Origin of the sequence: Afifella aestuarii (assembly GCF_004023665.1) — a bacterium.
Lineage (GTDB): Bacteria > Pseudomonadota > Alphaproteobacteria > Rhizobiales > Afifellaceae > Afifella > Afifella aestuarii.
On sequence record NZ_SAUF01000001.1, the window covers coordinates 1634922 to 1656076 of the forward strand.

Annotated in this window: 21 protein-coding genes and 1 riboswitch; of the genes, 13 read left to right on the top strand and 8 right to left on the bottom strand. The window is 63.7% G+C overall.

Annotation, left to right across the window (positions count from 1 at the left end; all coding sequences use genetic code 11):
• The first annotated feature begins 91 nt into the window (after window positions 1-91).
• Window positions 92-2413 (top strand): xanthine dehydrogenase family protein molybdopterin-binding subunit, encoded by a 2322-nt coding sequence (locus tag EO094_RS07675; RefSeq protein ID WP_128291625.1) that lies wholly within the window; start codon window positions 92-94, stop codon window positions 2411-2413.
• A gap of 63 nt (window positions 2414-2476) precedes the next feature.
• Window positions 2477-3403, top strand: a complete 927-nt coding sequence (locus EO094_RS07680; protein WP_246008386.1) for a DMT family transporter — start codon at window positions 2477-2479, stop codon at window positions 3401-3403.
• Between the two features lie 12 nt (window positions 3404-3415).
• On the opposite strand, the gene EO094_RS07685 is transcribed toward EO094_RS07680, so the two are convergent.
• Window positions 3416-3652 carry an Lrp/AsnC ligand binding domain-containing protein gene (locus tag EO094_RS07685; protein ID WP_128291626.1) on the bottom strand — a complete coding sequence of 79 codons (237 nt, stop codon included), beginning with the start codon at window positions 3650-3652 and terminating at the stop codon, window positions 3416-3418.
• Window positions 3653-3750: 98 nt separating this feature from the next.
• Window positions 3751-3861: riboswitch (TPP riboswitch) on the top strand.
• A 55-nt stretch (window positions 3862-3916) separates the two neighbouring features.
• Between EO094_RS07685 and thiM the strand changes: the two genes are divergently transcribed.
• Genes thiM through EO094_RS07705 form a run of 4 tightly spaced genes read left to right on the top strand, consistent with a single transcriptional unit; the run spans window position 3917 to window position 7273 of the window.
• Window positions 3917-4738, top strand: coding sequence for a hydroxyethylthiazole kinase (gene thiM / locus EO094_RS07690; RefSeq protein WP_246008387.1), 822 nt, complete (start codon window positions 3917-3919; stop codon window positions 4736-4738).
• A complete protein-coding gene (thiE, locus tag EO094_RS07695) occupies window positions 4735-5388 on the top strand; it encodes a thiamine phosphate synthase (RefSeq protein ID WP_425455851.1) in 654 nt (217 codons plus the stop codon). Before thiM ends, thiE begins: the two co-directional genes overlap by 4 nt.
• Window positions 5385-6191 (top strand): bifunctional hydroxymethylpyrimidine kinase/phosphomethylpyrimidine kinase, encoded by an 807-nt coding sequence (thiD, locus tag EO094_RS07700; protein WP_128291627.1) that lies wholly within the window; start codon window positions 5385-5387, stop codon window positions 6189-6191. Before thiE ends, thiD begins: the two co-directional genes overlap by 4 nt.
• A complete protein-coding gene (locus tag EO094_RS07705; protein WP_246008388.1) occupies window positions 6188-7273 on the top strand; it encodes a TRAP transporter substrate-binding protein in 1086 nt (361 codons plus the stop codon). The genes thiD and EO094_RS07705 overlap by 4 nt, the downstream gene beginning before the upstream one ends.
• A gap of 7 nt (window positions 7274-7280) precedes the next feature.
• Here the strand turns inward: EO094_RS07705 and EO094_RS18410 are convergent, their stop codons facing one another.
• The 3 genes from EO094_RS18410 to EO094_RS07715 are packed head-to-tail and all read right to left on the bottom strand — an operon-like array spanning window position 7281 to window position 9682.
• A complete protein-coding gene (locus EO094_RS18410) occupies window positions 7281-7430 on the bottom strand; it encodes a hypothetical protein (RefSeq protein ID WP_164879583.1) in 150 nt (49 codons plus the stop codon).
• A 7-nt stretch (window positions 7431-7437) separates the two neighbouring features.
• Window positions 7438-8640: a YeeE/YedE family protein gene (locus tag EO094_RS07710; RefSeq protein WP_128291629.1), complete on the bottom strand. Its 1203-nt coding sequence runs from the start codon at window positions 8638-8640 to the stop codon at window positions 7438-7440.
• A gap of 40 nt (window positions 8641-8680) precedes the next feature.
• A complete protein-coding gene (locus EO094_RS07715; protein WP_128291630.1) occupies window positions 8681-9682 on the bottom strand; it encodes a sulfurtransferase in 1002 nt (333 codons plus the stop codon).
• 495 nt (window positions 9683-10177) lie between these two features.
• On the opposite strand from EO094_RS07715, the gene EO094_RS07720 reads away from it, so the two are divergent.
• Window positions 10178-11443: an OmpP1/FadL family transporter gene (locus EO094_RS07720; protein ID WP_128291631.1), complete on the top strand. Its 1266-nt coding sequence runs from the start codon at window positions 10178-10180 to the stop codon at window positions 11441-11443.
• Between the two features lie 151 nt (window positions 11444-11594).
• Here EO094_RS07720 and EO094_RS07725 read toward each other — a convergent pair whose 3' ends face one another.
• On the bottom strand, window positions 11595-12371 hold the full coding sequence (locus EO094_RS07725; RefSeq protein WP_128291632.1) for an SDR family oxidoreductase: 777 nt from the start codon (window positions 12369-12371) through the stop codon (window positions 11595-11597).
• A gap of 150 nt (window positions 12372-12521) precedes the next feature.
• Here EO094_RS07725 and EO094_RS07730 point away from each other — a divergent pair, with 150 nt between their 5' ends.
• The 3 genes from EO094_RS07730 to EO094_RS07740 all read left to right on the top strand — a co-directional run bounded on the left by EO094_RS07730 (window position 12522) and on the right by EO094_RS07740 (window position 15416).
• On the top strand, window positions 12522-13322 hold the full coding sequence (locus EO094_RS07730) for a UDP-2,3-diacylglucosamine diphosphatase (protein ID WP_128291633.1): 801 nt from the start codon (window positions 12522-12524) through the stop codon (window positions 13320-13322).
• Between the two features lie 10 nt (window positions 13323-13332).
• Window positions 13333-14355, top strand: coding sequence for a glycosyltransferase family 4 protein (locus EO094_RS07735; RefSeq protein ID WP_128291634.1), 1023 nt, complete (start codon window positions 13333-13335; stop codon window positions 14353-14355).
• 71 nt (window positions 14356-14426) lie between these two features.
• Entirely contained in the window at window positions 14427-15416 is a 990-nt protein-coding gene (locus tag EO094_RS07740; RefSeq protein ID WP_128291635.1) for a threonine ammonia-lyase, read from the top strand.
• On the opposite strand, the gene EO094_RS07745 is transcribed toward EO094_RS07740, so the two are convergent.
• Window positions 15413-15841, bottom strand: coding sequence for a hypothetical protein (locus EO094_RS07745; protein WP_128291636.1), 429 nt, complete (start codon window positions 15839-15841; stop codon window positions 15413-15415). The genes EO094_RS07740 and EO094_RS07745 overlap by 4 nt on opposite strands.
• Before the next feature lie 44 nt (window positions 15842-15885).
• On the opposite strand from EO094_RS07745, the gene EO094_RS07750 reads away from it, so the two are divergent.
• Entirely contained in the window at window positions 15886-17067 is a 1182-nt protein-coding gene (locus EO094_RS07750; protein ID WP_128291637.1) for an MFS transporter, read from the top strand.
• Between the two features lie 28 nt (window positions 17068-17095).
• Here EO094_RS07750 and dgcA read toward each other — a convergent pair whose 3' ends face one another.
• Entirely contained in the window at window positions 17096-18070 is a 975-nt protein-coding gene (gene dgcA, locus EO094_RS07755) for an N-acetyl-D-Glu racemase DgcA (protein WP_128291638.1), read from the bottom strand.
• On the bottom strand, window positions 18067-19074 hold the full coding sequence (gene dgcN, locus EO094_RS07760) for an N-acetyltransferase DgcN (RefSeq protein ID WP_128291639.1): 1008 nt from the start codon (window positions 19072-19074) through the stop codon (window positions 18067-18069). The genes dgcA and dgcN overlap by 4 nt, the downstream gene beginning before the upstream one ends.
• A 124-nt stretch (window positions 19075-19198) precedes the next feature.
• Here dgcN and EO094_RS07765 point away from each other — a divergent pair, with 124 nt between their 5' ends.
• Together EO094_RS07765 and EO094_RS07770 are read left to right on the top strand one after the other, a co-directional pair.
• Window positions 19199-20326 carry an ABC transporter permease gene (locus EO094_RS07765; RefSeq protein ID WP_128291640.1) on the top strand — a complete coding sequence of 376 codons (1128 nt, stop codon included), beginning with the start codon at window positions 19199-19201 and terminating at the stop codon, window positions 20324-20326.
• Window positions 20327-20333: 7 nt separating this feature from the next.
• Window positions 20334-21155, top strand: a complete 822-nt coding sequence (locus EO094_RS07770; protein ID WP_128291641.1) for an ABC transporter ATP-binding protein — start codon at window positions 20334-20336, stop codon at window positions 21153-21155.

Below are 21155 nucleotides of genomic sequence, written 5' to 3' on the forward strand. Positions count from 1 at the left end.
CTCCGTCAAGCTGTGGGCGGTCTTTCGTTCGTCGGTGCAGGCTCCCCGCTTGCGCCTGTCTCTCCTGCTTTCACGACGGATAATTGCGCTGATGACCGATCTGGCACCGCCAAAGTTTGGCATGGGGGCGCGGGTGCGCCGTGTCGAGGATGAGGCTCTCATTCGCGGTGAGGGCCGCTATACGACCGACGTGAAGCCGGCCGGCACGCTGGTCGCCTTTGTCTTGCGTTCGCCGCTTGCGCATGCGCGCTTCGACCCGCCGCGCCTTGAGGCGGCGCGAAAGGCAGAGGGCGTGAAGCTCGTGTGGACGGCAGCCGATGTCGCCGACATGGCCGCCATGCCCTGTCTCGGATCGGGGCCGGCCAAGGGCGAAATGCGCAAGGCCGAGGTGCCCGTTCTCTGCGAAGGCGTGGTTCGGCATGTGGGGGATGCAGTCGCTTTCGTCGTCGCCGATACAATCGAGAATGCGCGCGCAGCGGCGGAATTGATCGAGATCGATTACGAACCTCTGCCGGTTGCGGTCGGCACCGATCGGCTGCTCGAGGCGGACACGCCGCTCGTATGGCCGGAGCACGGGACCAACCTTGCCTTCGAGTATGAGGTGGGAGACGCGGCCGCGACGGATGACGCGTTCGCTAAGGCCGACAAGGTCGCCCGGCTCAGCCTCGTCAACAACCGCCTCGTCTGCAACTATATCGAGCCGCGCGCGATCGTTGCCGAATACGATCCGGGGCAAGAACGCTGGACGCTGACGGTCGGCTCGCAGGGGGTGCACGGCATGCGCAAGGCGGTCGCCAAAGCGATGCAGGTGGACCCGTCGCGCCTTCGTGTCGTCACGCCGGAGGTCGGCGGCGGCTTCGGCCCCAAAATCTTCGCCTACCGGGAATATCCACTCGCGGCCAAAGCGGCCGCAGTGCTCGGTCAGCCTGTGCGCTGGGTTTGCGATCGCAACGAGCATTTTCAGTCGGATGCGCAAGGCCGCGACAACATCGCGGAGGCGGCGATGGCGCTCGATCAAGACGGCCGCATCCTCGCCATGAAGGTCGATCTCACGGCCAATATGGGTGCCTATCTCTCGCAGTTCGGGCCGTATATTCCTTGGGTCGGGGTCTCGATGACGACTGGGCTTTATGACATCGACATCGCCCATGTGAGCGTCAAAGGCGTCTATTCGAATACCGTGCCGGTCGACGCCTATCGTGGTGCCGGGCGTCCCGAAGCGGCGTTCCTGTTGGAGCGGCTGATCGACGAGGCCGCCCGCGTGGTGGGTCTGGCTCCAGACGAAATCCGGCGACGCAACTTTATCCGGCCGGAGCAATTGCCGTACGAGACCGTCACCGGACGACTGTATGATACAGGCGAATTTGCTGGGCACCTGGATCGGGCGCTGGAGGTCTCGGACCACGCCGGTTTCGAGACGCGCGCCGCAGAGAGCAAGGCGCGCGGACGGCTCAGAGGCATCGGGATGGCGAGCTATGTGGAGGCTTGCGCTTTTGCCGGCTCCGAACCGGCGAAAATCGTGCTCGAAGACGACGGCCATGTCGCGCTTTTCATCGGCACGCAGGCGACCGGACAGGGACACCGCACGGCCTATGCCCAGTTCGTGGCCGAGCGGCTCGGCCTCGATCTCGATCAGATCCGGGTGCATCAGGGCGATACCGATGCGCTGGAAACGGGCGGCGGCACGGGCGGCTCACGCTCCATCCCGCTCGGTGGTCCGTCCGTGCGGATCGCATCGGACAATCTTGCGGAAAAGCTCAAGGATCTGGCTGCCGATGCGCTGGAAGCGGCTGCGGGCGATATCGAGCTTGCCGCCGGAGAGGCGCGGATCGTCGGGACCGACCGGGCGATTTCTTTCGCCGATCTCGCGGCCAGAGCGGGCGACCGCGCCGAGGTGACGGCGATCGGAGAGTTCAAACAGGCGGAAGCGACCTATCCGAACGGCACGCATGTCTGCGAATTGGAGATCGATCCGGAGACGGGCAGCACACGTATCGAACGCTACACCATCGTCGATGATTTCGGGGTGAGCGTGAATCCGCTGCTGCTCGAGGGCCAGGTGCATGGCGGTGTGGCGCAGAGCATCGGCCAGGTGCTTCTGGAGAACACGGTCTATGACGAAGACGGGCAGCTTCTGACCGCAAGCTTCAGCGATTATGCCATGCCGCGCGCATGGGACACGGTTTCCTTCCATTTCGAGACGCGCAACGTGCCTTCGACGCACAATGCCCTCGGCATCAAAGGTGCGGGTGAGGCGGGAACGATCGGCGCGACGCCCGCGGTCATGAATGCCGTTGTCGATGCGCTTTATCGAGAGTACGGGATCCGCCATCTCGACCTGCCGGCGACACCGCTGCGGGTATGGAATGCCATTCAAGCCGCAAAGGCGGCGCTCCCCGGACAACGAGGCTAGGGTGACCAAAGACGTAGCGGACTGCCGGCGTAACGCGCGGCAGAGCCGAGGCGGTGGGCAATCGTGACCACAGCGACCCGCGCCATCATTCTCAAGGTCAGCTCGACCATTGCCTTTGCGCTGATGCTTTCCTGCATCAAGCTCGTCGGCGAGCGCGTGCCGACCGGCGAGATCGTTTTCTTTCGCTCCGCATTTGCGCTCGTTCCGCTCCTCGGCATGCTCGCCTGGCAGAACAAGCTCAAGGAGGCCGTGCGCACCAAAGATCCCTGGAGCCATGCCCGTCGCGGCCTCGTCGGGGTGACCACGATGATGCTGTGGTTCGCCGGCGTCCAGCGCCTGCCTCTGCCCGAATCCATGGCGATCAGCTACGGTGCGCCTTTGATGATCGTCGTGTTGGGCGCCCTGATCCTGCACGAAACGGTGCGCATCTATCGTTCGACCGCCGTTGCTGTCGGTTTCGTCGGCATCATGATCGTGCTGTGGCCGCGCTTCGATCTCCTCTCAAGCGGTGAACTCGGCGGGCGGGAATTCGTCGGCTCGCTCTGCGCGCTCGGCTCCATGGTGCTGACGGCGGTGGTCGCGATCCTCATCCGCAAGATGACGGCGACGGAATCGACCTCCGCCATCGTCTTCTATTTTTCCGTCACGTGCACGGTCGTGGCGCTTTTCACCATCCCGTTCGGGTGGGTCATGCCCGATACGGAAGAGATGATCCTTCTCATCCTGTGCGGGCTTTTCGGTGGCCTCGGGCAGATCACCCTGACGGCCGCCTATCGTTATGCCGAGACGTCAACGATCGCGCCTTTCGAGTATGCCTCGATGATCTGGGGCACGATCGCCGGCTATCTGCTCTTCAATGAAATTCCCGGAATCAACGTCGCCGTGGGCGGAGCGGTCGTCATCGCTGCCGGCATCTTCATCATCTACCGCGAGCATCAATTGGGGCTGGAGCGGCGAAAGATGCGCAAATTGTCGACGCCGCAGGGGTGAGGCGGATGAGCCTCAGAACGCCTTGAAGGTGGGAATCGTTTTGGTGTCCTGGATGCCTTCGATGACGTGCACCTTTTCCTGTACGAAGCGGCCGATGTCGTCGTCTGCGCTCAGATAGAACTTTGCGAGAAGGTCGTAATCGCCTGCTGTGGAATAGATTTCTGACGCGATCTCGGCGTCGGCCAGGGCGGTGGCGACCTGGTAGGCCTGGCCGAGCTGGCATTTGATGAGTACGAAAAACGGGGTCATGGCTGTCTCCTTGGCGCGGAGAAAACCGCAACTGTCCGGTCGCGGCAAGGGCCAAGCGGCCGATGCTTGCAAAGCGGTTCTGAGACCACTAGATCGGAAGACGTCTCAGGGGGTGCCGCTGCAATCTGTAGGCGGCTGAGAGGCGATCCGGCCAACCCCTCGAACCTGATCCGGTTAACACCGGCGGAGGGATGGGATGATGCCGAGAAATCCTCGTCGTTCATTTGCTTCCGCTTCGGGCCGGGTCCGAAGTGGGAGAATTTCATGCCTATGACGATCGACGAGGTCTTTGCGGCGCTGACGGATCTGCGGGCGCGCCGGCCTCTCGTCCAAAACATCACCAACTTCGTTTCGATGAGCGTCTCCGCGAATGCGCTTCTCGCACTCGGCGCATCGCCTGCGATGGTGCATGCCGAGGAAGAAGTCGGTGATTTCGCCAAGCTTGCGGATGCGCTCGTCGTCAATATCGGCACGTTGTCGCCCGCCTGGCTGCGCGCCATGAAAAAAGCCGCCGAGGCCATGGGGGAGCAGCAGAAGCCCTGGGTGCTTGACCCGGTGGCGACGGGCGCGACGCCATTTCGAAGCGAAGCCGCGAACACACTTCTGTCCCTGCGACCCGCGATCGTGCGCGGCAATGCGAGCGAGATCATGAGCCTCGCAGGCGAGGCTGGGGCACTCGGCAGGGGGGTCGATTCTCTTGCCGCCTCCGATCAGGCCGTTGCGGCGGCGAAGGCGCTGGCGCGGACATCGGGAAGTGTCGTTGCCGTGACTGGCGCCACGGATTACGCGACAGATGGCGATGAGGTCGTTTCGATCACCGGCGGGCATGATCTCATGCCGCGCTCGACCGCCCTCGGCTGTGCGCTTTCCGCCTGTGTGGCCGCTTTCTCGGCCGTGCGGCCGCCGCTCGAAGCGGCGACCGCCGGGCTTGCCGTTTATGCCGCTGCCGGCCGGATCGCTGGTGAGCGATGCGGCAACGGGCCTGGTCATCTTCCGGCCGAGCTTTGTGACGCGCTTTTCCGCATGGACAAGGATCTTCTTGCCGCTCATTCCGGTATTGGCGCTGGAAGCGGGGAGGCGAAATGATGCGTCATCCCTTCGATCTTTCGCTTTATCTCGTCACCGATCCGAAGCTCTGTGGTCCGCGCGATTTTTTCGAGACGGTCGCTGCGGCCGTCAAAGGCGGTGTGACGCTGGTGCAGCTGCGCGATCCCGACGCCGGCACGCGTGAACTCGTTGCCATTGCGCGTCGCCTGAAGGCGCTGTTGGAGCCGATGAGCGTGCCGCTCATCGTCAATGACCGCATCGATGTCGCGCTCGCGGCCAGGGCTGACGGCGTGCATCTCGGTCAGAGCGACATGGACGGCGCGGATGCACGGCGGCTGATCGGCGAAGAACGCATCCTCGGGATTTCCGTGGGCAATGCGGCGGAACATGAGGCGTCCCGAGAGGCTCTTTCCGGCGCCGATTATATCGGGGTCGGACCGGTCTATACGACGGCCACCAAGCCCAATGCCGGAGCGGCCATCGGCTTGGAGGGGCTTGCTGCGGTCACAAGAGCGGTCGGGCTTCGCTCCGTTGCTATCGGTGGGATCGGCGCTTCCAATGCCGCCGAATGCATCGCTGCCGGGGCCGAGGGCGTTGCCGTCGTGTCCGCCATCATGGGGGCCGACGATCCACAAGCCGCCGCCCAGGCGCTTCTTGAAGAAATTCGTACAGCGAAGGACACACAATGACGGCCATCGCACTTTCGATTGCAGGCACAGACCCGACCAGCGGCGCCGGCATCCAGGCCGACCTCAAGACTTTCTCCGCCCTTGGCGTCTATGGCGCGACGGTGATCACGGCGCTGGTCGCCCAGAACACATGCGGTGTGAGGGCCATTCACGACGTGCCCGCGGATTTCGTGGCGGCCGAGATGGATGCGGTCTTCTCCGACCTTGCCGTCGGCGCGACCAAAATCGGCATGCTCTCGAAGCCGGCGGTCATCGAGACGGTGGCCGAGGGGCTGACGCGGTGGGAGCCCGGTCCCGTCGTGCTCGATCCGGTGATGGTGGCCGCTTCCGGCGATCCGCTCATTGCCGATGAGGCCGTGACGAGCCTGCGCGAGAGGCTTTTCCCGCTTTCCGCCGTGATCACGCCCAATCTGATGGAAGCGGCCCGCCTGCTCGACGAGGAGCCTGCGGACGATTCCGACACCATGCTGCGCCAGGCGCAGGCGCTTGCCGATTTCGGCGCCGGGGCGGTCCTTCTCAAAGGCGGGCATGGCAATGGCGATGAAGCCGCGGACCTGTTGTGGTTCGAAGGCGAGGCCCATTGGTTCAGCGCGCCGCGCATCGACACCAAGAATACACACGGTACCGGCTGCACGCTGTCCTCGGCGATTGCGGCGGGGCTTGCCAACGGGCTCGGCCTGCCGGAGGCGGTCGATGCCGCCAAGGCCTATGTCCACAACGCCATCGTCAATGCGGACCTTTTGGAGGTCGGCAAGGGGCATGGACCGGTTCACCATTTCTACCGGCAATGGAGGAATGGGTGAGCTCTGGCCACGGCCTCAGCCGGCGCGGCCTTCTCGCCGGAGGGGCGGCGACTGCAGGCGCTGGCGCACTTGCCCGACCGGCAGTCGCCCAAAGCCGCATCGAATGGTCGATGGTCACGTCGTGGCCGAAGAACCTGCCGGGCCCCGGCGTTTCGGCGGAACGGATCGCACGTGATATCGAGCTCGCGTCCGGCGGACGCATGATCGTGCAGGTGCATGCTGCGGGCGAGATCGTCCCGGCCCTTGCCGTGTTCGATGCGGTGTCGGAAGGGACAGCCGAGATGGCGCATACCGCCTCTCTGTTCTGGGCCGGCAAGGCGAAGGTCGCTCCAGTCTTCACCGCGGCGCCTTTCGGCCTGACCCCTCTGGAGCATATCACCTGGATCGACCATGGCGGCGGTCAGGAGCTGTGGGACGAGCTTTATCGCCCGTTCGGGGTGAAGCCGTTCATGGCCGGAAACACCGGCTTTCAGATGGGCGGCTGGTATCGCGGCGAGATCAACTCGCTCGACGATTTCAAAGGCCTCAAAATTCGCATGCCAGGCCTCGGTGGTGAGGTCGCGCGCCGGCTCGGGGCAACGCCCGTGTCGCTGCCAGCATCGGAGATTTTGCCGGCGCTCCAGTCGGGGACGATCGACGCGACGGAGTTTTTGGGGCCCTGGTCCGATCTTGCCATGGGATTCTGGCAGGTTGCGAAGAACTATTACTGGCCGGGCTTTCACGAGCCGAACGGAACCGGCGAGGGCCTCGTCTCGATCTCCGCCTGGGAGAAGCTGCCGGGCGATCTCAAGGCGATCGTGCGCCATGTCCTTGCGGTGGAGAACATTCGCGGCCTGGGCGAGGCCGAATGGGAAAATGCGAGGGCTCTGGAACAGCTCACGCAGGACAAGGGTGTGGTGCTCAGACGGTTTCCCGACGATTTCCTGGCTGCAGCGCGCCAGGCGTCCGACGAGGTCTTCGACGAGCTTGCAGACGCCGGCGGCGTGCAGGCCGAGATCGTTGAAAGCTACCGCTCGGCGCGGGCGCGGATGCAGCCCTGGTCGGAAGTGAGCGAGGCGGCGCTTCTCGCCGCCCGCCGTTGATCAAGTTTTATCGCGTCGACGGACAGGGCGCGCCGCAGGGGGCGCAGGCGACGACGTCGCTCGTTCCCGTCTGATGCAGAGGCGGTGACAGGAGATGGTCGGCAAGAACGAGCAGGAGCCCGAGTGTCACGAAGCCGAAAAGAAGATAACGCGCCATCACCGCCTCAATTCGCCAGACCGAAGGCAGGCCGCAGCCGGATGCCGATCAGAGTGCCGAGAAAGGCCGAGGCGAACCAGATCCACCCGTGCAGGGAACCCGAGGCGATGCCGCCGAGGAAGGCCCCGATGTTGCAGCCGAAGCCGAGGCGGGCGCCGTAGCCCATCAAAAGGCCGCCGATGACGGCGGCAAGCGCGGATTTCGCACTCGGCAGAGGCGCCTTGGCGAAAGATCCCGCAAGTGCGGCGGTCGCCATCGCGCCCAGCACCAGGCCGATATTCATCACCGAGGTGACGTCTGCGAGAAGCGAGGTGTGCAGCGCCTGATCGCCTTTCGGCCATTGCCAGAACTCATAAGCCGACATGTCGATGCCGATCGCCTGTGCCGCCTTCGCGCCCCACAGAGCGAAACCATAGGTGATCGTCCAGGGATGGCCGGCGATGAGGAGCGTCAACAGGTTGAGCACGACGAGTGCGCCACCGGCCCACAGAAGCGGCCAGGGTCCGCGCCAGAAATGCCCGGGCTTCCTGGCCGGGGCCATAAAGTTCGCCCGCTTTTCCATGGCGAAGGTAAGGGCGCCGACGAGCGCAAGGCCGACAAAGATCGCGATCAGCGCACCCGGCACGGTCAGGAACTCGGCGAGGTTGACCGGATCGAAGCCCGGCTGGTCGAGCCACCAGGGGAGCTGAACGGAACCGACGACCGAGCCGATGATGAAGGCGACCAGCGTGATCAGCATCCGGCCTGAGCCCCCACCGAGGGTGAAAAGCGTGCCAGAGCCGCAGCCATTGGCGAGCTGCATGCCGAGGCCGAAGAGGAACGAGCCGACAATGAGCGAGGTGCCGACCGGCGCGATTGCACCCTGGACGGTCAAGCCGGGCACCATCCCGTTGATCAACGGGATGAAAAAGAGTGCCGTGAAGGCGATGACCCAGAGCTGAGCCCGGAGCCCGCGCCCATCGCTTTTCGTGACGCAATTGCGCCATCCGGCGGTGAACCCGAAGGCGCCATGAAGGAGTGCGGCGCCAAGCCCGGCTCCGATCAAAAACAGCGAGGCCATCTTTGGCGAGACCTCGTAGCCGATGATCAGGGTGCCGAGGAGAAGGGCGGCCGCCGCGAAGGCGAGGGCGGAGCGGTCGATCGCGGCGACGATTTCGGCAGCGGATGCGGGAGCACCGCTCCCCCGCGCCGTTTCAGCTGAGACGGACATTCAATCTCTCAAGTTATGACAGGGACAGGAAACGGCAGGCTTAGCCGTTGCCGTTCCACCAGGCCTTGATGTCGTCGAGGCGGCTGCGCTCGCTCTCGACCGGATTGTCGGGATTTTCCGTCCAACCCACCATGGAATCGTCGTAGAGCGTCACGTTCTTGTGTCCGAGAACTTCCGACAGGACGAACCAGTTCATCGAGGCCCAGTGCCCGGTGTTGCAGTAGCTCACCACCTCGGCCTTCGACTGCGCCGCAGCCTCCGGCAGGAGCGATGCGGCGACCGTCTGCGGCACGAGCTTTCCCGTCGCCGGATCGAAGAAGACCGACTGGTCGAGATTGACGGCGCCCGGAAGATGACCGAAGCGCTTCGCGGCCGGATGCTTTTCCTTGCCCTTGAACTGTTCGGCCGGACGTCCATCGAGGAGAACGGTGGAGCCGTCATCGAGATGCGAACGGACGTCATCGCTCGAGACGAGCAGTTCCGGCCGCAGTTGCGCCTTGAAGTCGGCGGCAACGATTTCGGGCGTATCCGTCGCAAGCGTCGTGCTCGGATCGGCATTCCAGGCGCGGTAGCCGCCATTCAAAATGGCGAGGTGATCGAGGCCCGCGAGCTTGAGCGTCCAATAGATGCGCGTCGCGCCGCCGAACTCGCTGGAGCTCGACGCGGCCGGGACAATGACGATGGTCTCGTCGCCGGAAATCCCCAGGCTGCCGATATGTTTCTCAAGAGCTGAAAGCTCCGGAAGCTGACCGGGAACGCCGTCACGCGTCGCGCGCCAGCCGCCCGGATAGGGTGCGTGGACGGCGCCCGGAATGTGGCCTTCCGCATAGGGATCGGATCCGTCCGCCTCGCCCCTCGTATCGAGAACGACGAGATCTGGCTGGTCGAGATTGGTCTTGAGCCAGTCGACGTCCACGAGAGGCCCGGGAACGTCGGCGGCGTGGGCGTGCCCGACAAAGCTGAAGCAGGCTGCGGCCGTGAGAATGATGGCGGCTGCCAGTTCCACGGGAACCAGCCGGCCGAAAAGACGATGATGGGTCATGCGACCTCCGAAATGTGACGTGGCGCCGACCCGGGGGGAAGAGTGGCGCCACCAGCGTCATCCGTGATGACGGAAACTGAGAACGGTTCTCAATGTAGGGCGGAGACAGGCTGCTCCCAAAGCATGCCGATGCGCCTTGCGGCGACAGAGCGCATCTCTGTCCTGCCGAGTGGACGATCGGGAGAATGTTATTCGCTCGCGTCTGGCGAGGCATTCCGAGCGGAGCTTCGTCGGCGCACTTCTGGCTTTTCGGAGCCCGGCTGTATGTGTGGGAAGTTTCCGGCCGCGATCTAGAGATCTGCGGAGCTCAAGGCGGAGATATCCAAGAAATACTGTTTCACTACACTTCCGCAACGGCAATCGTGGCGGTTTTGTCACAATCGCTTACCGAAGACGCGGAGCACGTCCGGTGTCGGCGTTCCGCGATTGCTTGTCCTAAAGACGCATGGCTTAGTGCTGCCACATGTGAGCCAAACGAATCGGGGGAGGGAGCGAATGCACAAACTGAAGAGGCATCTCGGCCATAGCGTGGCCGCCGCCGCACTCATCGCGGTGACAGCGAGCAGCATGGCGCATGCAGGCGCATTCGCGCTGCGCGAGCAGAGTGCTTATGGTCAGGGTATGGCCTTTGCCGGCATGGCAGCGGGCGGCAGCCTGTCGTCGATGTTCTGGAACCCGGCGACACTGAGCGCCGTCATGGGCTTCCAGAGTGAGAGCGTGATTTCCTATATCGCGCCGCGCTCGGATGTCGATATTCTCTCGCCCTTCCCGCAGAACGAAGGGGATATCGCCGAGAACGCGCCCGTGCCCGCTTCTTATTACGGCTACCGGGTGAACGACAACATCATCCTCGGCCTCGGCATCAACGCGCCGTTCGGGCTTGCGACGAAATACGATTACAATTCGCTCGTGCGCACCAGCGGTATTGCGGGAACGACGGAAGTCTTCACGATGGCGGCCAACCCGGTCGTCGCCTATCAGTTCAATGATTACCTCACCATCGCCGTTGGCGCGGTCGTGGAATACGCCAATGTTCGCCTGACCGGCCAAACGCTTCCGGTATTCGGTGTCTCGGCCCTCGACGATGCGGACGACGTCGGGTTCGGCATGACCGCCGGTATTCAGTTGAAGCCGATGGACGGCACGGAAATCGGTATTGGTTATCGCTCCCGCATCGACCACGATCTCGAAGGCCCGCTCGTGACCCAGATCGGGCGGTTCGATGTCGACGCAGACGGTTTCGACATGCCGGACAAGGTGAGCGTCGGCTTGCGTCAGCGCATCATGGATGGTTTCCGGCTGACGGCCGGCCTCGAATGGGCGAATTGGAGCCGCTTCCAGACGGTGACGCTGAGCGGCGCGCCGGCACCGATCCCCCTGGGCTTCGAGTATGAAGACAGCTGGTATTTCGCTCTCGGTGGCGAATACGACGTCAATCCGGACCTCACGGTGCGTGCCGGTGTGGCGCGTGAATTGTCGCCGAACGACAATGCCAACCGCTCCTTCCGCCTGCCGGACAACGATCGCTGGTGGTTCTCCGCTGGTGCGAGCTATCAGGCGACCGAGCGTTTCTCCTTCGACGTCGGCTATTCCTACATCACGGCCGATGACACCGATCTCATTCCGGCGGCTGCCGGAGGCCCGCTCTCCAACGGTCCTTTTGACGGCACCTCGGATGGCTCCGTGCACATCCTGTCTGCGGCTTTGAAGATGAAGTTCGGCGGCCCGCGCACGGAAGAGCCGATCGTCGCCAAATACTGAGGCTTCGTCGAAGTCCTGGAATTCGAAAGGGGCCGGCTGACCGGCCCCTTTTTTGTGCCTTCTGCTTTTGTGATGGCCTTGGTTCAGAGCACGGCCGTTGCGAGCATCCTTCCTCACCAAAACTGCCTTGAGGCAGGCCGTGTGGTCGCGCTCAAAAAGCGACCGGAAGCAGGCCTCCGTCGACCCGGAAATTCTGTCCCGTGATGTAGCCGGCCTGCGCCGAGCAGAGGAAGGCGGCGAGCTCGCCGAATTCTTCCGGCGTTCCGAAGCGCCCGGCGGGAATTGCAGCCGCCTCGCGCTTCGCCGCCTCGTCCTCGCTGATCCCGGTCTTTTCGGCCTGCCAGGAGATCCCCGCACGTAGGCGGTCCGTGTCCATCTTGCCGGGCAGGATGTTGTTGATGGTGACGTTGTGGGGCACGAATTCGCGGCACACTCCGGCGAGGAAGGCCGTCAAACCAGCCCGGGCACCAGAGGAAAGGTCGAGGCCCGGGATCGGCATCAGCACCGACAGGGAGGTGATGTTGACGATCCGCCCGAAGCCGCGGTCGACCATGCCGTCGGCGACGGCCTGAATGAGTTCGATCGGTGTCACCATGTTCTGGGTGACGCCCTCCAACATGTCCTCGCGCGTCAGTTCGCGGAAGCCGCGGCGGGGCGGACCGCCATTATTGTTGATCAAAATATCGACCGCCTTTGCCGCGGTGAGAACGCGCTCTTGTCCCTCACGGCTGCCGATATCGGCGGCGACCGCGGTGACGTCGGCGCCCAGAAGTCGGAGATCGCTTGCCGTTGTCTCCAGGCTCTCCGCGTTGCGGCCATTGATGATGAGCCGGCAGCCGGCTTTGGCGAGCGCTTCCGCGCAGCCTTTCCCCAGCCCGCGGCTTGAGGCGCATACGACGGCTGTCCGTCCTTCGATGCCGAGATCCATGGCGTTCTCCTATGTTTGTTGACGTTTTCTAGGGGAGGCGGCTTTTCATTCCAGCGCGGGACGCCCTGCCGCAGCTTTGCGTCGGCCGATGTCACACAACTGATACCTGAATCGGGTTTTTCATGCTTGAAAGACATGGGAAGCACGGCGATGGCTCCGCCAAATCATTTCCGGACATTGTTTCTATCTGACATTCATCTCGGCACGCGCGGGTGCCAGGCCGAGCTGTTGTTGGAGTTTCTGAAGGTGCATGACGCCGAGACGATTTATCTCGTCGGAGATATCGTCGACGGCTGGCGCCTGCGCCGGGGCTGGTACTGGCCTCAGTACCACAACGACGTGGTGCAGAAGCTTCTGCGCAAGGGCCGCAAGGGCGCCAAGCTCGTCTATATCCCGGGCAACCACGACGAATTCTTGCGCGGCTATCTCGGCAGCCATTTCGGCGGCATCGAAGTGTGTGACAGCGTCATCCATGAGACGGCCGACGGACGCCGCTTCCTGATCATCCACGGCGACCAGTTCGACGTCGTCGTGCGCCATGCCAGATGGCTCGCCTTCCTGGGCGACTGGGCCTATGTCACGGCTCTCGGCGTCAACACCTACGTCAATCAGCTGCGGCGCGCTCTCGGCTTTTCTTACTGGTCGCTGTCGGCCTGGGCGAAGCTAAAGGTCAAGAACGCCGTGAATTTCATCGGTGCGTTCGAAGAAGCGCTCTCGGCGGAGGCGCAGCGCCAGGGCGCCGACGGGGTCGTGTGCGGGCATATCCACCATGCGGCCATTCGCGACGACAGCAATGGCATCAAATACGTCAATTGCGGTGACTGGGTCGAAAGCTGTACCGCGGTGGCCGAGCATCACGACGGGCGGATGGAGATTATCCGCTGGTCGGAGATCATGCGGGCCGCCCCTTTGAGTGAGCCGCATCACGCTCCGACACCGGTTGCTGCCTGAGCATGACCCGATGAGGCTCGTCATTGTCACCGACGCCTGGTTCCCCCAGGTCAACGGGGTTGTGCGCTCGCTCAAGCGGGTTGTCGATATTCTGACCGAGGGCGGCGACGAGGTCACGGTGATCGCGCCGGAGCGCTTTTCCACGCTGCCGATGCCGACCTATCCGGACATCCGCCTTTCCGTGACGACGAAGACGCGTGTCGGCCGCATGATCGAGGCGGCGCGCCCCGATTGCATTCACATCGCGACCGAGGGTCCGCTCGGTTTTCTGGCGCGGCGCCATTGCCTGAAGACGGGGCAGCGCTTCACCACGAGCTACCACACTAAGTTTCCCGAATATGTGCGTGCGCGGGCGCCGGTGCCGCTTGGGGCGCTCTACGGGATGATGCGCTGGTTCCACAACGCCGCCGCCGGCTGCATGGTCGCGACGCCTTCTCTGGAGGCCGAGCTCACGGAACGCGGCTTCCGCAATCTGATGCGCTGGTCGCGCGGGGTCGATTCCCATCTCTTCCATCCGCGTGCCGGGGCCGACCTCGGATTGCCGCGCCCGGTATTCTTGAATGTCGGCCGTGTCGCCGTGGAAAAGAACCTCGCGGCGTTCACGTCGCTCGACCTGCCCGGTTCCAAGGTCGTCGTAGGCGACGGGCCGGCCCTTGCCGATCTGAAAGCGCGTCATCCGGATGTGCATTTCCTTGGAGCCATGGAAGGCGAGGAGCTTGCCCATGCCTACGCGGCTGCGGATGTTTTCGTCTTTCCGAGCCTGACGGACACGTTTGGCAACGTTCTCCTGGAGGCGCTCGCCTCCGGCCTGCCGGTTGCCGCATATCCCGTCACCGGCCCGAGCGATGTGATCGTGGAACCGGAGATCGGGGTTTTGAGCCAGGATCTGCGGGCTGCGGCGCTTCAGTGCCTCGATCTTTCGGGAGAGGCGGCGCGGGCCTATGCGACGCGCTTCAGCTGGGATGCGAGCGTGCAGGAATTTCGCGAGAATCTCGTCAAGGCACAGGGGCCGGACTGCCAGCTCGCCGCATGACGTCGTAGAATAGCGGATACGATACTTTTCTACCTCTTCAAAGCGGATGAAAAACGCCTTAAGGGCGATCCATGACCCTGCCGGTTTCTCTCAACGATATCGAGGCTGCTGCGACCCGCCTGCAAGGGCGAGCCATGCGGACGCCTCTCATTGCTGCGCCAGCCTTGTCGGAGCAATTCGCCGCCCGCGTCTTCCTGAAGCCGGAATGCATGCAGCGGACCGGCTCGTTCAAGTTTCGCGGAGCCTACAATGCGCTGATGGCGGCGGGCGACGCCGCTGCGGGCGGCGTGGTCGCCTGTTCGTCTGGCAATCACGCCCAGGGCGTTGCGGAGGCGGCGCGTCTCGCAGGCGTGCCGGCGACGATCGTCATGCCGGAAGACGCGCCAGCGGTGAAGGTCAATCGAACGCGCGCGGCGGGCGCCCGCATCATCACCTATGATCGTGCGCGCGAAGACCGCGAGGAAGTGCTTGCGGACCTCATCCGCCGCGAGGGCGGCTTTCTGATCCATCCCTATAACGACACCAAGGTCATCGCCGGGCAGGGAACGATCGGGCTCGAGATCGCCTCTGAACTCGCCAATATGCGGCTTGTCCCGGACATCGTGATGATGCCCTGCAGCGGCGGCGGACTGGCTGCCGGCGTGTCGCTCGCGGTGACCGAGCGCGCGCCGAACTGCCGCGTCCTTGCGATGGAGCCTGAAGGCTTCGACGATTATGGGCGATCGCTCGCCGCCGACCAGATCGTCAGAAACGAGCGAACCAGCGGCTCCGTCTGTGACGCGTTGCTGGCGCCTGCACCTGGGGAGATCGGCTTCGCCATCAATCGCGAGCGTCTGTCGGGAACACGCACGGTGAGCGACGATGCGGCGCTCAATGCCATCGCCTTTGCCTATGAGCGTTTTCGGCTGGTGCTGGAGCCGGGGGGCGCGCTCGCCCTTGCCGCCTTGCTGTCGGGTTCGGTCGATGTGCGCGGAACCGTCGTCGTTTTGGTTCTCTCCGGCGGCAATGTCGACGATTCCGTCCTGGCGCAGGCGCTCGCTCGTTATCGCTCGGCGGCTTAGTGGTTTTCTTCCGACGCCCGGTCGCGGTCGTCCCGGCTTTCTTCCGACGCGGTGCCGAAGGGACGGAATTGCTTCAGACGCTCCAGAATGTCAGCCGTCTGTCCTGCGGTTGCCGCGGCATCGGGTGCTGCGTCGTGCAAACCCGCGGCAAGCACCATCAGATCCTGACGCGCCCGTCCCGGCGGCACATTGCCCGCAATTCGCGTCAATTCACGCGCGATCTGACTCGGCTTCAGCTGCGTGCGCAGTGTGCTGACATTCATCGCAAGCCTCGTCATCGCCGTCATCAGCGAACGGGTCTCGGTGCGACGCGAACGGCGCACATATTCCTCGAGGAAAGCGCGTCCCTTCGACGTGCTGGTCAGCGCCGACAGCATCGTCTCGTACTCGATGTCCGTCAGGCCCTTTTCGATCAGGCGCGCCATGCCTTTTCCTCTTCCAGAACGCAATCGCGTTGACGGGTCCGAAGATGGACCGGAAGAGCTTAGAAAGAGCTAATGGCGACGGCAAGCACCGTGCAAGACGCGTTTTCGGACTGAAGAGCGCGGGCTTCCTCGCCGCCGTCTTCTTTGCGCTCGGCGTTTATCTGCCCTTCTTCCCGGTGTGGCTCGAAGCGCAGGGGCTTTCCGACGGACAGATCGGTGTGGCTGTTGCTTTGCCGTTGCTGGTGCGTGCGGTCCTGAGCGGGACGCTCGCCGCGGCCGCCGATCGTCTCGGCGAATTGCGGGTCGCTGCGGCACTTTATGCCGGCATCGCGACCCTCGTTTTCTTTGCTCTCAATTTTGCCGGAGGTGCTGCGGCGCTGCTTCTGATTTCTTCTGCCGCACTGATCTTCTGGAATGCGCTCGTGCCTTTGGGGGATGCTGTGGCGCTCACGGGCGTGCGTCGGCATGGCAATGATTACGGGCGGATTCGGCTTTGGGGATCGGTCGCGTTCATCGTCGGGAATTTCGCTGCCGGCCAGATCATCTCAAGCGTCTCGGTCGATGCCGTATACGGGCTGCAGCTTGCGGCTTTCGCCTTCGGGATCATTGCCGCGCTATCGCTGCCGCTGGTCGGGCGGGCCGCAAAGCTGGCCAAGGGTGGCGGGATGATCGGTTTCCCGAGGGATCGGCGGCTCGTTCTGACCATCGCTGCCGCCAGCCTCGTGACGGGCAGCCACGGCGCTTACTACGCCTTCGGCAGCCTCTACTGGCGCTCGCTCGGTTTCTCCGACCTCGTCATCGCGGCTCTCTGGTCGCTCGGTGTGGTCATCGAAATCGCGCTGTTCTGGTTCGCGCGGCATTTCGTCGGCTGGGGCGCACGACGTTTCCTCATCGCGGGTGCCACGGGCGCGCTGCTGCGGTGGTCGCTCTTTGCCTTCGCAACCGACGTCTCATGGGCCTTCGTCTTGCAGGTCCTGCATGGCCTCACCTTCGCGGCGACGCATCTCGGGGCGATGATGGCGCTCGCCGCAGTCGCTGAAGCAGGGCATACGGCGCGGCTTCAGGCCGCCTACCAGCTGAGCGCCGGGCTGGTGATCGGCAGCGGCACCCTGGCGGCCGGGGCGCTTTACGGGATTGCACCATCTCTGCCGTTCCTGCTCATGGCCGCGTTCGGCGCCTGCGCACTTGCGATTGCATGGCGCCTTCCGCGCGGCCTCAAAGCCTAGAGCAGTCTCTCAGAGCTTTTCTGAAGGCTCAGCCCCAGAGCTGCGGCGTCGGGGGTTCGACGAGCGAGCCCACATAAACAAGGCCGGGCTGGCGATCGCGCGCCAGGAGGAGAGGGCCGTCGAGATCGACGACATCGGCATCCTGGGCCAGGATGACGGCCGGCGCCATCGCAAGCGACGTGCCCACCATGCAGCCGATTATGATCAGATAGCCGCGCCGGCGTGCCTCGCGGACGAGCTCCAGCGCTTCGGTCAGGCCTCCGGCCTTGTCGAGCTTGACGTTGACGGCGTCGTACTTGCCGGTGAGGCCGTCGAGATCGGCGAGTGTGTGAAGGCTCTCGTCGGCGCAGATGGGCGCCACATGCGGCATCTCCCGCAGCATCTCGTCTTCACCGGCCGGCAATGGTTGCTCGATCAGCTGGACGTGAGATTCCGCGCAGGCGCGCATGTTTTCGAGGATGTTGTGCTCGCTCCACGATTCGTTGGCGTCGACGATGAGCGGCACATGCGGCATGGCCGCCCGAACGGCGCGGACGCGTTCCGCATCGCCTTCTCCGCCGAGCTTCAGCTTGAGCACATGATTGTGACCCGCACGGTGAGCCGCGCTTGCCATGTCGCTCGGGCTGCCGAGAGAGATGGTGTACGCGGTCTCGAGCGGGCGGGCGACCATGTGGCCGCAGCGATCCGCGGCGGACGTGCCGTCGCGCTTGGCCTCAAGGTCCCAGAGGGCACAATCGATTGCATTGCGCGCGGCACCGGCCGGCAGCCGCTTTCTCAGCGTTTCGCGGTCGAGCCCTTCAAGGTCGACGCCGCGAATCTGTTCTGCGACGCTTTCAACCGTCTCGCCATAACGCGGATAGGGGACGCATTCGCCCCGTCCGGTATGGGACCCGTCCTTCAGATGCGCGACGATGACCTTCGCCTCGGTGCGCGAACCGCGGGAGATCGTGAAGCTGCCGGCGATCGGCCAGGATTCGACGGCGAGATCGAGCGACAGGCTCATGCCACGAACTCTTTGAGAAGGCGGTCCACGAGTTTGGCGACACCGGTGCGGATCGGATCGCAGGCCGGCAGCCCATAGCGTTCTTCCGCCTCTGCGAGACAGGCTTTCGCCTCGTCGTCAGAGAGTGCCTGCGTGTTGATCGATATGCCGAGCGGGGCAATGTCCGGATTGGTGAGGCGCCCGAGCCGCATCGTTTCCTCGATCACCGCCTCGATCGTCGAAATCGGGGCTTCGACATTGCGCATCTTGGTGCGTGTCGGCTCGTGGCAGACGACGAAGACGTCCGGCTGGGCACCGTGCAGAAGGCCGAGGCTGACGCCGGCAAACGAGGGATGGAAGAGCGAGCCTTGGCCCTCGACGATCTGCCAGTGGTCCGGCTCGGTCGCAGGCGACAGCCACTCAGCCGCGCCGGAGATGAAGTCGGCGACAACGGCGTCGATCGCGACGCCTCGGCCGGAAATCATGACGCCGGTCTGGCCGGTGGCGCAAAAGGTCGAGTTGACGCCGCGTCCGTTGAGTTCGCGATCGATCGCGAGCGCCGCGTATTTCTTGCCGACCGAGCAGTCGGTGCCGACGGTCAAAAGCCGCTTGCCCGGGCGCTTTGTGCCCTTGCCCGTGGCAAAGCGACGATCGGCGTGGCGCGTGTCGTGGAGTTTGACGCCCTCGCGCTCGGCCGCCTCGCGGATCGCGTCGACGGAGGCAAGCCGCACATGCAGGCCGCTTGCGATATCCATGCCGGCTTCGATCGCCTCCACGATCGTCGACGTCCAATGCTCAGGCAACACGCCGCCGGGATTGACGGCTCCGATGATGAGGGTGCGGGCGCCAGCTTCGGTCGCCTCGGCAATCGTCATATCCTTCAGACCCGTATCGGCCTGGCAGCCGGGGAGACGCAGCTGACCGACACACCATTCTCGGCTCCAGTCGACGACACCATAGGCCGTCTTGGCCGCGAGCTTGTCCGGAACGTCGCCGAGGAAAATAAGATAAGGACGCTCAATCATTTGAAATGTGTGGCCTCGTTGCGCTTGTGATGCCTGGTCGGTGCGGGCAAAGTCCGCGCCATGAAGGCCGCACCGTTAGCACGCTGCAAGGGCAGCGTCAGCTGTTGTTACGTCACGTGAGGTTATGACGTCCGATCTCTCCTACGAACTGGTCGGCGAGCGTTTTGTCCTGCGGCCCAAGGGGGTGTGGGCGATCGACCAGGCCGCCAATCTCGGCCGTTCGCTGCAGAAGGCGACGGGCGATCAGGAGAGCCGTGCGCACCGTCTGGAAATCGATCTGTCCGAACTTGAGACGCTCGACACAGCGGGCGCTTTTCTCCTCGTGCGGCTGGAGAAAGCCTGGCGGGAATCGGGCCGGGACGTCACCTATGTCGGCGCGGAGGACGGACGCGAGACCCTGATCGAGAGGGTGCGCGTGGCGCTCAAAGACGGCGAGACGCTACCGCACCCCAAGAAGTCGAACGTTTTTGCCGATGTCGGGCAGACTGTCCTGTCGATCATCGCGGATGCGAGACGCATCGTCACCATGCTCGGCTCGGTGATCCTGGAAATCCTGCACGTCATCCTGCATCCGGGTTCGGCGCGGTTTTATGCGATCATCAACCAGATGGAGATGATCGGGCTTCGCGCCGTGCCGATCGTGGTGCTGATGTCCTTCATCATCGGCGCCATCCTCGCCCAGCAATCGGCCTTCCAGCTGCGCTATTTCGGCGCTGAAGTCTTCTCCGTCGATCTTCTCGGCATTCTCGCTTTGCGCGAAATCTCGCTCTTGTTGACCGCCATCATGGTTGCGGGCCGCTCGGGCAGCGCCATCACCGCGGAGCTTGGCTCCATGCAGATGCGCGAGGAAATCGACGCGTTGCGCGTGATGGGCATGGATCCGATCAATGTTCTCATCCTGCCGCGCATCCTGGCGCTGTTGATCGTTCTGCCGCTGCTGTCCTTCATCGCTGCGCTTGCCACTCTCGCAGGTGGCATGATGATGCTGTGGCTTTATTCGAGCATCACGCCTGATGCTTTCATCGCTCGCCTGCACGACGCCATCGATATGTCGAGCTTCCTCTCAGGCCTTTATAAATCGCCTTTCATGGCGCTCATCATCGGTCTCATTGCCTGCACCGAGGGCATGGCGGTCGGGGGCAGCGCGGAATCGCTCGGTCGCCGGACGACCGCCTCCGTGGTGAAGGCGATTTTCATGGTGATCGTCGTCGACGGGTTGTTTGCCGTCTTCTACGCCGCGATCGGCTTTTGAGGTCTTGATGGAGCAGACGACCAACAAAAGCGGGAACGGGTCCGACGGACGAACCAGCGGCAAGGGCAAAGAGCCGATCATTTCGGTGCGCGGCCTGACCGTCGGCTTCGGCGACAAGCCGATCCTTCAAAATCTCGACCTCGATATCTATCGCGGCGAAGTGCTTGCGATCGTCGGTGCGTCGGGCGCCGGCAAATCGGTGCTGACGCGTGCCATTCTCGGTCTTCTGCCGCGCCGGGAAGGCCGCATCACGGCTTTCGGACACGACCTGACGAAGGGGGGTAACCCAGAGCTCGAGCGCCGTTGGGGTGTTCTCTTCCAGCAGGGCGCCTTGTTTTCGGGGCTGAGCGTCGCCGACAACATCATGGTGCCGATGCGCGAATACCTCGATCTTCCGGAAGCTTTGATGGAATCTCTGGCGACGATGAAGGTCGAACTCGTCGGATTGCGGGCCGCCGACGGCATCAAATATCCGTCAGAACTTTCCGGCGGCATGATCAAGCGCGCGGCCCTTGCCCGCGCGCTGGCACTTGACCCGGAGATCGTTTTTCTGGACGAGCCGACGTCGGGGCTCGATCCCATTTCGGCGGCGGCTTTCGATCAACTGATTGCCGATCTTCGCGAGACTTTGGGTTTGACCGTCGTCATGGTAACCCACGATCTCGACACACTGCACGCCATCGTCGATCGCATTGCCGTGGTCGGTGAAAAACGCATTCTTGTCGAAGGTGACATCGCGACGATGGAGCGCTTCGACCATCCCTGGGTCCGTGATTACTTCAGCGGCGAGCGCGCGCGGGCGGCCGGTCTTTCGGAAGTGAGCCGATAA

What these genes read in the sequence shown, in the direction of transcription:
- EO094_RS07675 (WP_128291625.1), top strand. Translation starts at nt 92, where the DNA reads ATGACCGATCTGGCACCGCCAAAGTTTGGCATGGGGGCGCGGGTGCGC.
- EO094_RS07685 (WP_128291626.1), bottom strand. Translation starts at nt 3,652, where the DNA reads ATGACCCCGTTTTTCGTACTCATCAAATGCCAGCTCGGCCAGGCCTAC.
- thiM (WP_246008387.1), top strand. Translation starts at nt 3,917, where the DNA reads ATGCCTATGACGATCGACGAGGTCTTTGCGGCGCTGACGGATCTGCGG.
- thiE (WP_425455851.1), top strand. Translation starts at nt 4,735, where the DNA reads ATGATGCGTCATCCCTTCGATCTTTCGCTTTATCTCGTCACCGATCCG.
- thiD (WP_128291627.1), top strand. Translation starts at nt 5,385, where the DNA reads ATGACGGCCATCGCACTTTCGATTGCAGGCACAGACCCGACCAGCGGC.
- EO094_RS18410 (WP_164879583.1), bottom strand. Translation starts at nt 7,430, where the DNA reads ATGGCGCGTTATCTTCTTTTCGGCTTCGTGACACTCGGGCTCCTGCTC.
- EO094_RS07710 (WP_128291629.1), bottom strand. Translation starts at nt 8,640, where the DNA reads ATGTCCGTCTCAGCTGAAACGGCGCGGGGGAGCGGTGCTCCCGCATCC.
- EO094_RS07715 (WP_128291630.1), bottom strand. Translation starts at nt 9,682, where the DNA reads ATGACCCATCATCGTCTTTTCGGCCGGCTGGTTCCCGTGGAACTGGCA.
- EO094_RS07720 (WP_128291631.1), top strand. Translation starts at nt 10,178, where the DNA reads ATGCACAAACTGAAGAGGCATCTCGGCCATAGCGTGGCCGCCGCCGCA.
- EO094_RS07725 (WP_128291632.1), bottom strand. Translation starts at nt 12,371, where the DNA reads ATGGATCTCGGCATCGAAGGACGGACAGCCGTCGTATGCGCCTCAAGC.
- EO094_RS07730 (WP_128291633.1), top strand. Translation starts at nt 12,522, where the DNA reads ATGGCTCCGCCAAATCATTTCCGGACATTGTTTCTATCTGACATTCAT.
- EO094_RS07735 (WP_128291634.1), top strand. Translation starts at nt 13,333, where the DNA reads ATGAGGCTCGTCATTGTCACCGACGCCTGGTTCCCCCAGGTCAACGGG.
- EO094_RS07740 (WP_128291635.1), top strand. Translation starts at nt 14,427, where the DNA reads ATGACCCTGCCGGTTTCTCTCAACGATATCGAGGCTGCTGCGACCCGC.
- EO094_RS07745 (WP_128291636.1), bottom strand. Translation starts at nt 15,841, where the DNA reads ATGGCGCGCCTGATCGAAAAGGGCCTGACGGACATCGAGTACGAGACG.
- EO094_RS07750 (WP_128291637.1), top strand. Translation starts at nt 15,886, where the DNA reads ATGGACCGGAAGAGCTTAGAAAGAGCTAATGGCGACGGCAAGCACCGT.
- dgcA (WP_128291638.1), bottom strand. Translation starts at nt 18,070, where the DNA reads ATGAGCCTGTCGCTCGATCTCGCCGTCGAATCCTGGCCGATCGCCGGC.
- dgcN (WP_128291639.1), bottom strand. Translation starts at nt 19,074, where the DNA reads ATGATTGAGCGTCCTTATCTTATTTTCCTCGGCGACGTTCCGGACAAG.
- EO094_RS07765 (WP_128291640.1), top strand. Translation starts at nt 19,199, where the DNA reads ATGACGTCCGATCTCTCCTACGAACTGGTCGGCGAGCGTTTTGTCCTG.
- EO094_RS07770 (WP_128291641.1), top strand. Translation starts at nt 20,334, where the DNA reads ATGGAGCAGACGACCAACAAAAGCGGGAACGGGTCCGACGGACGAACC.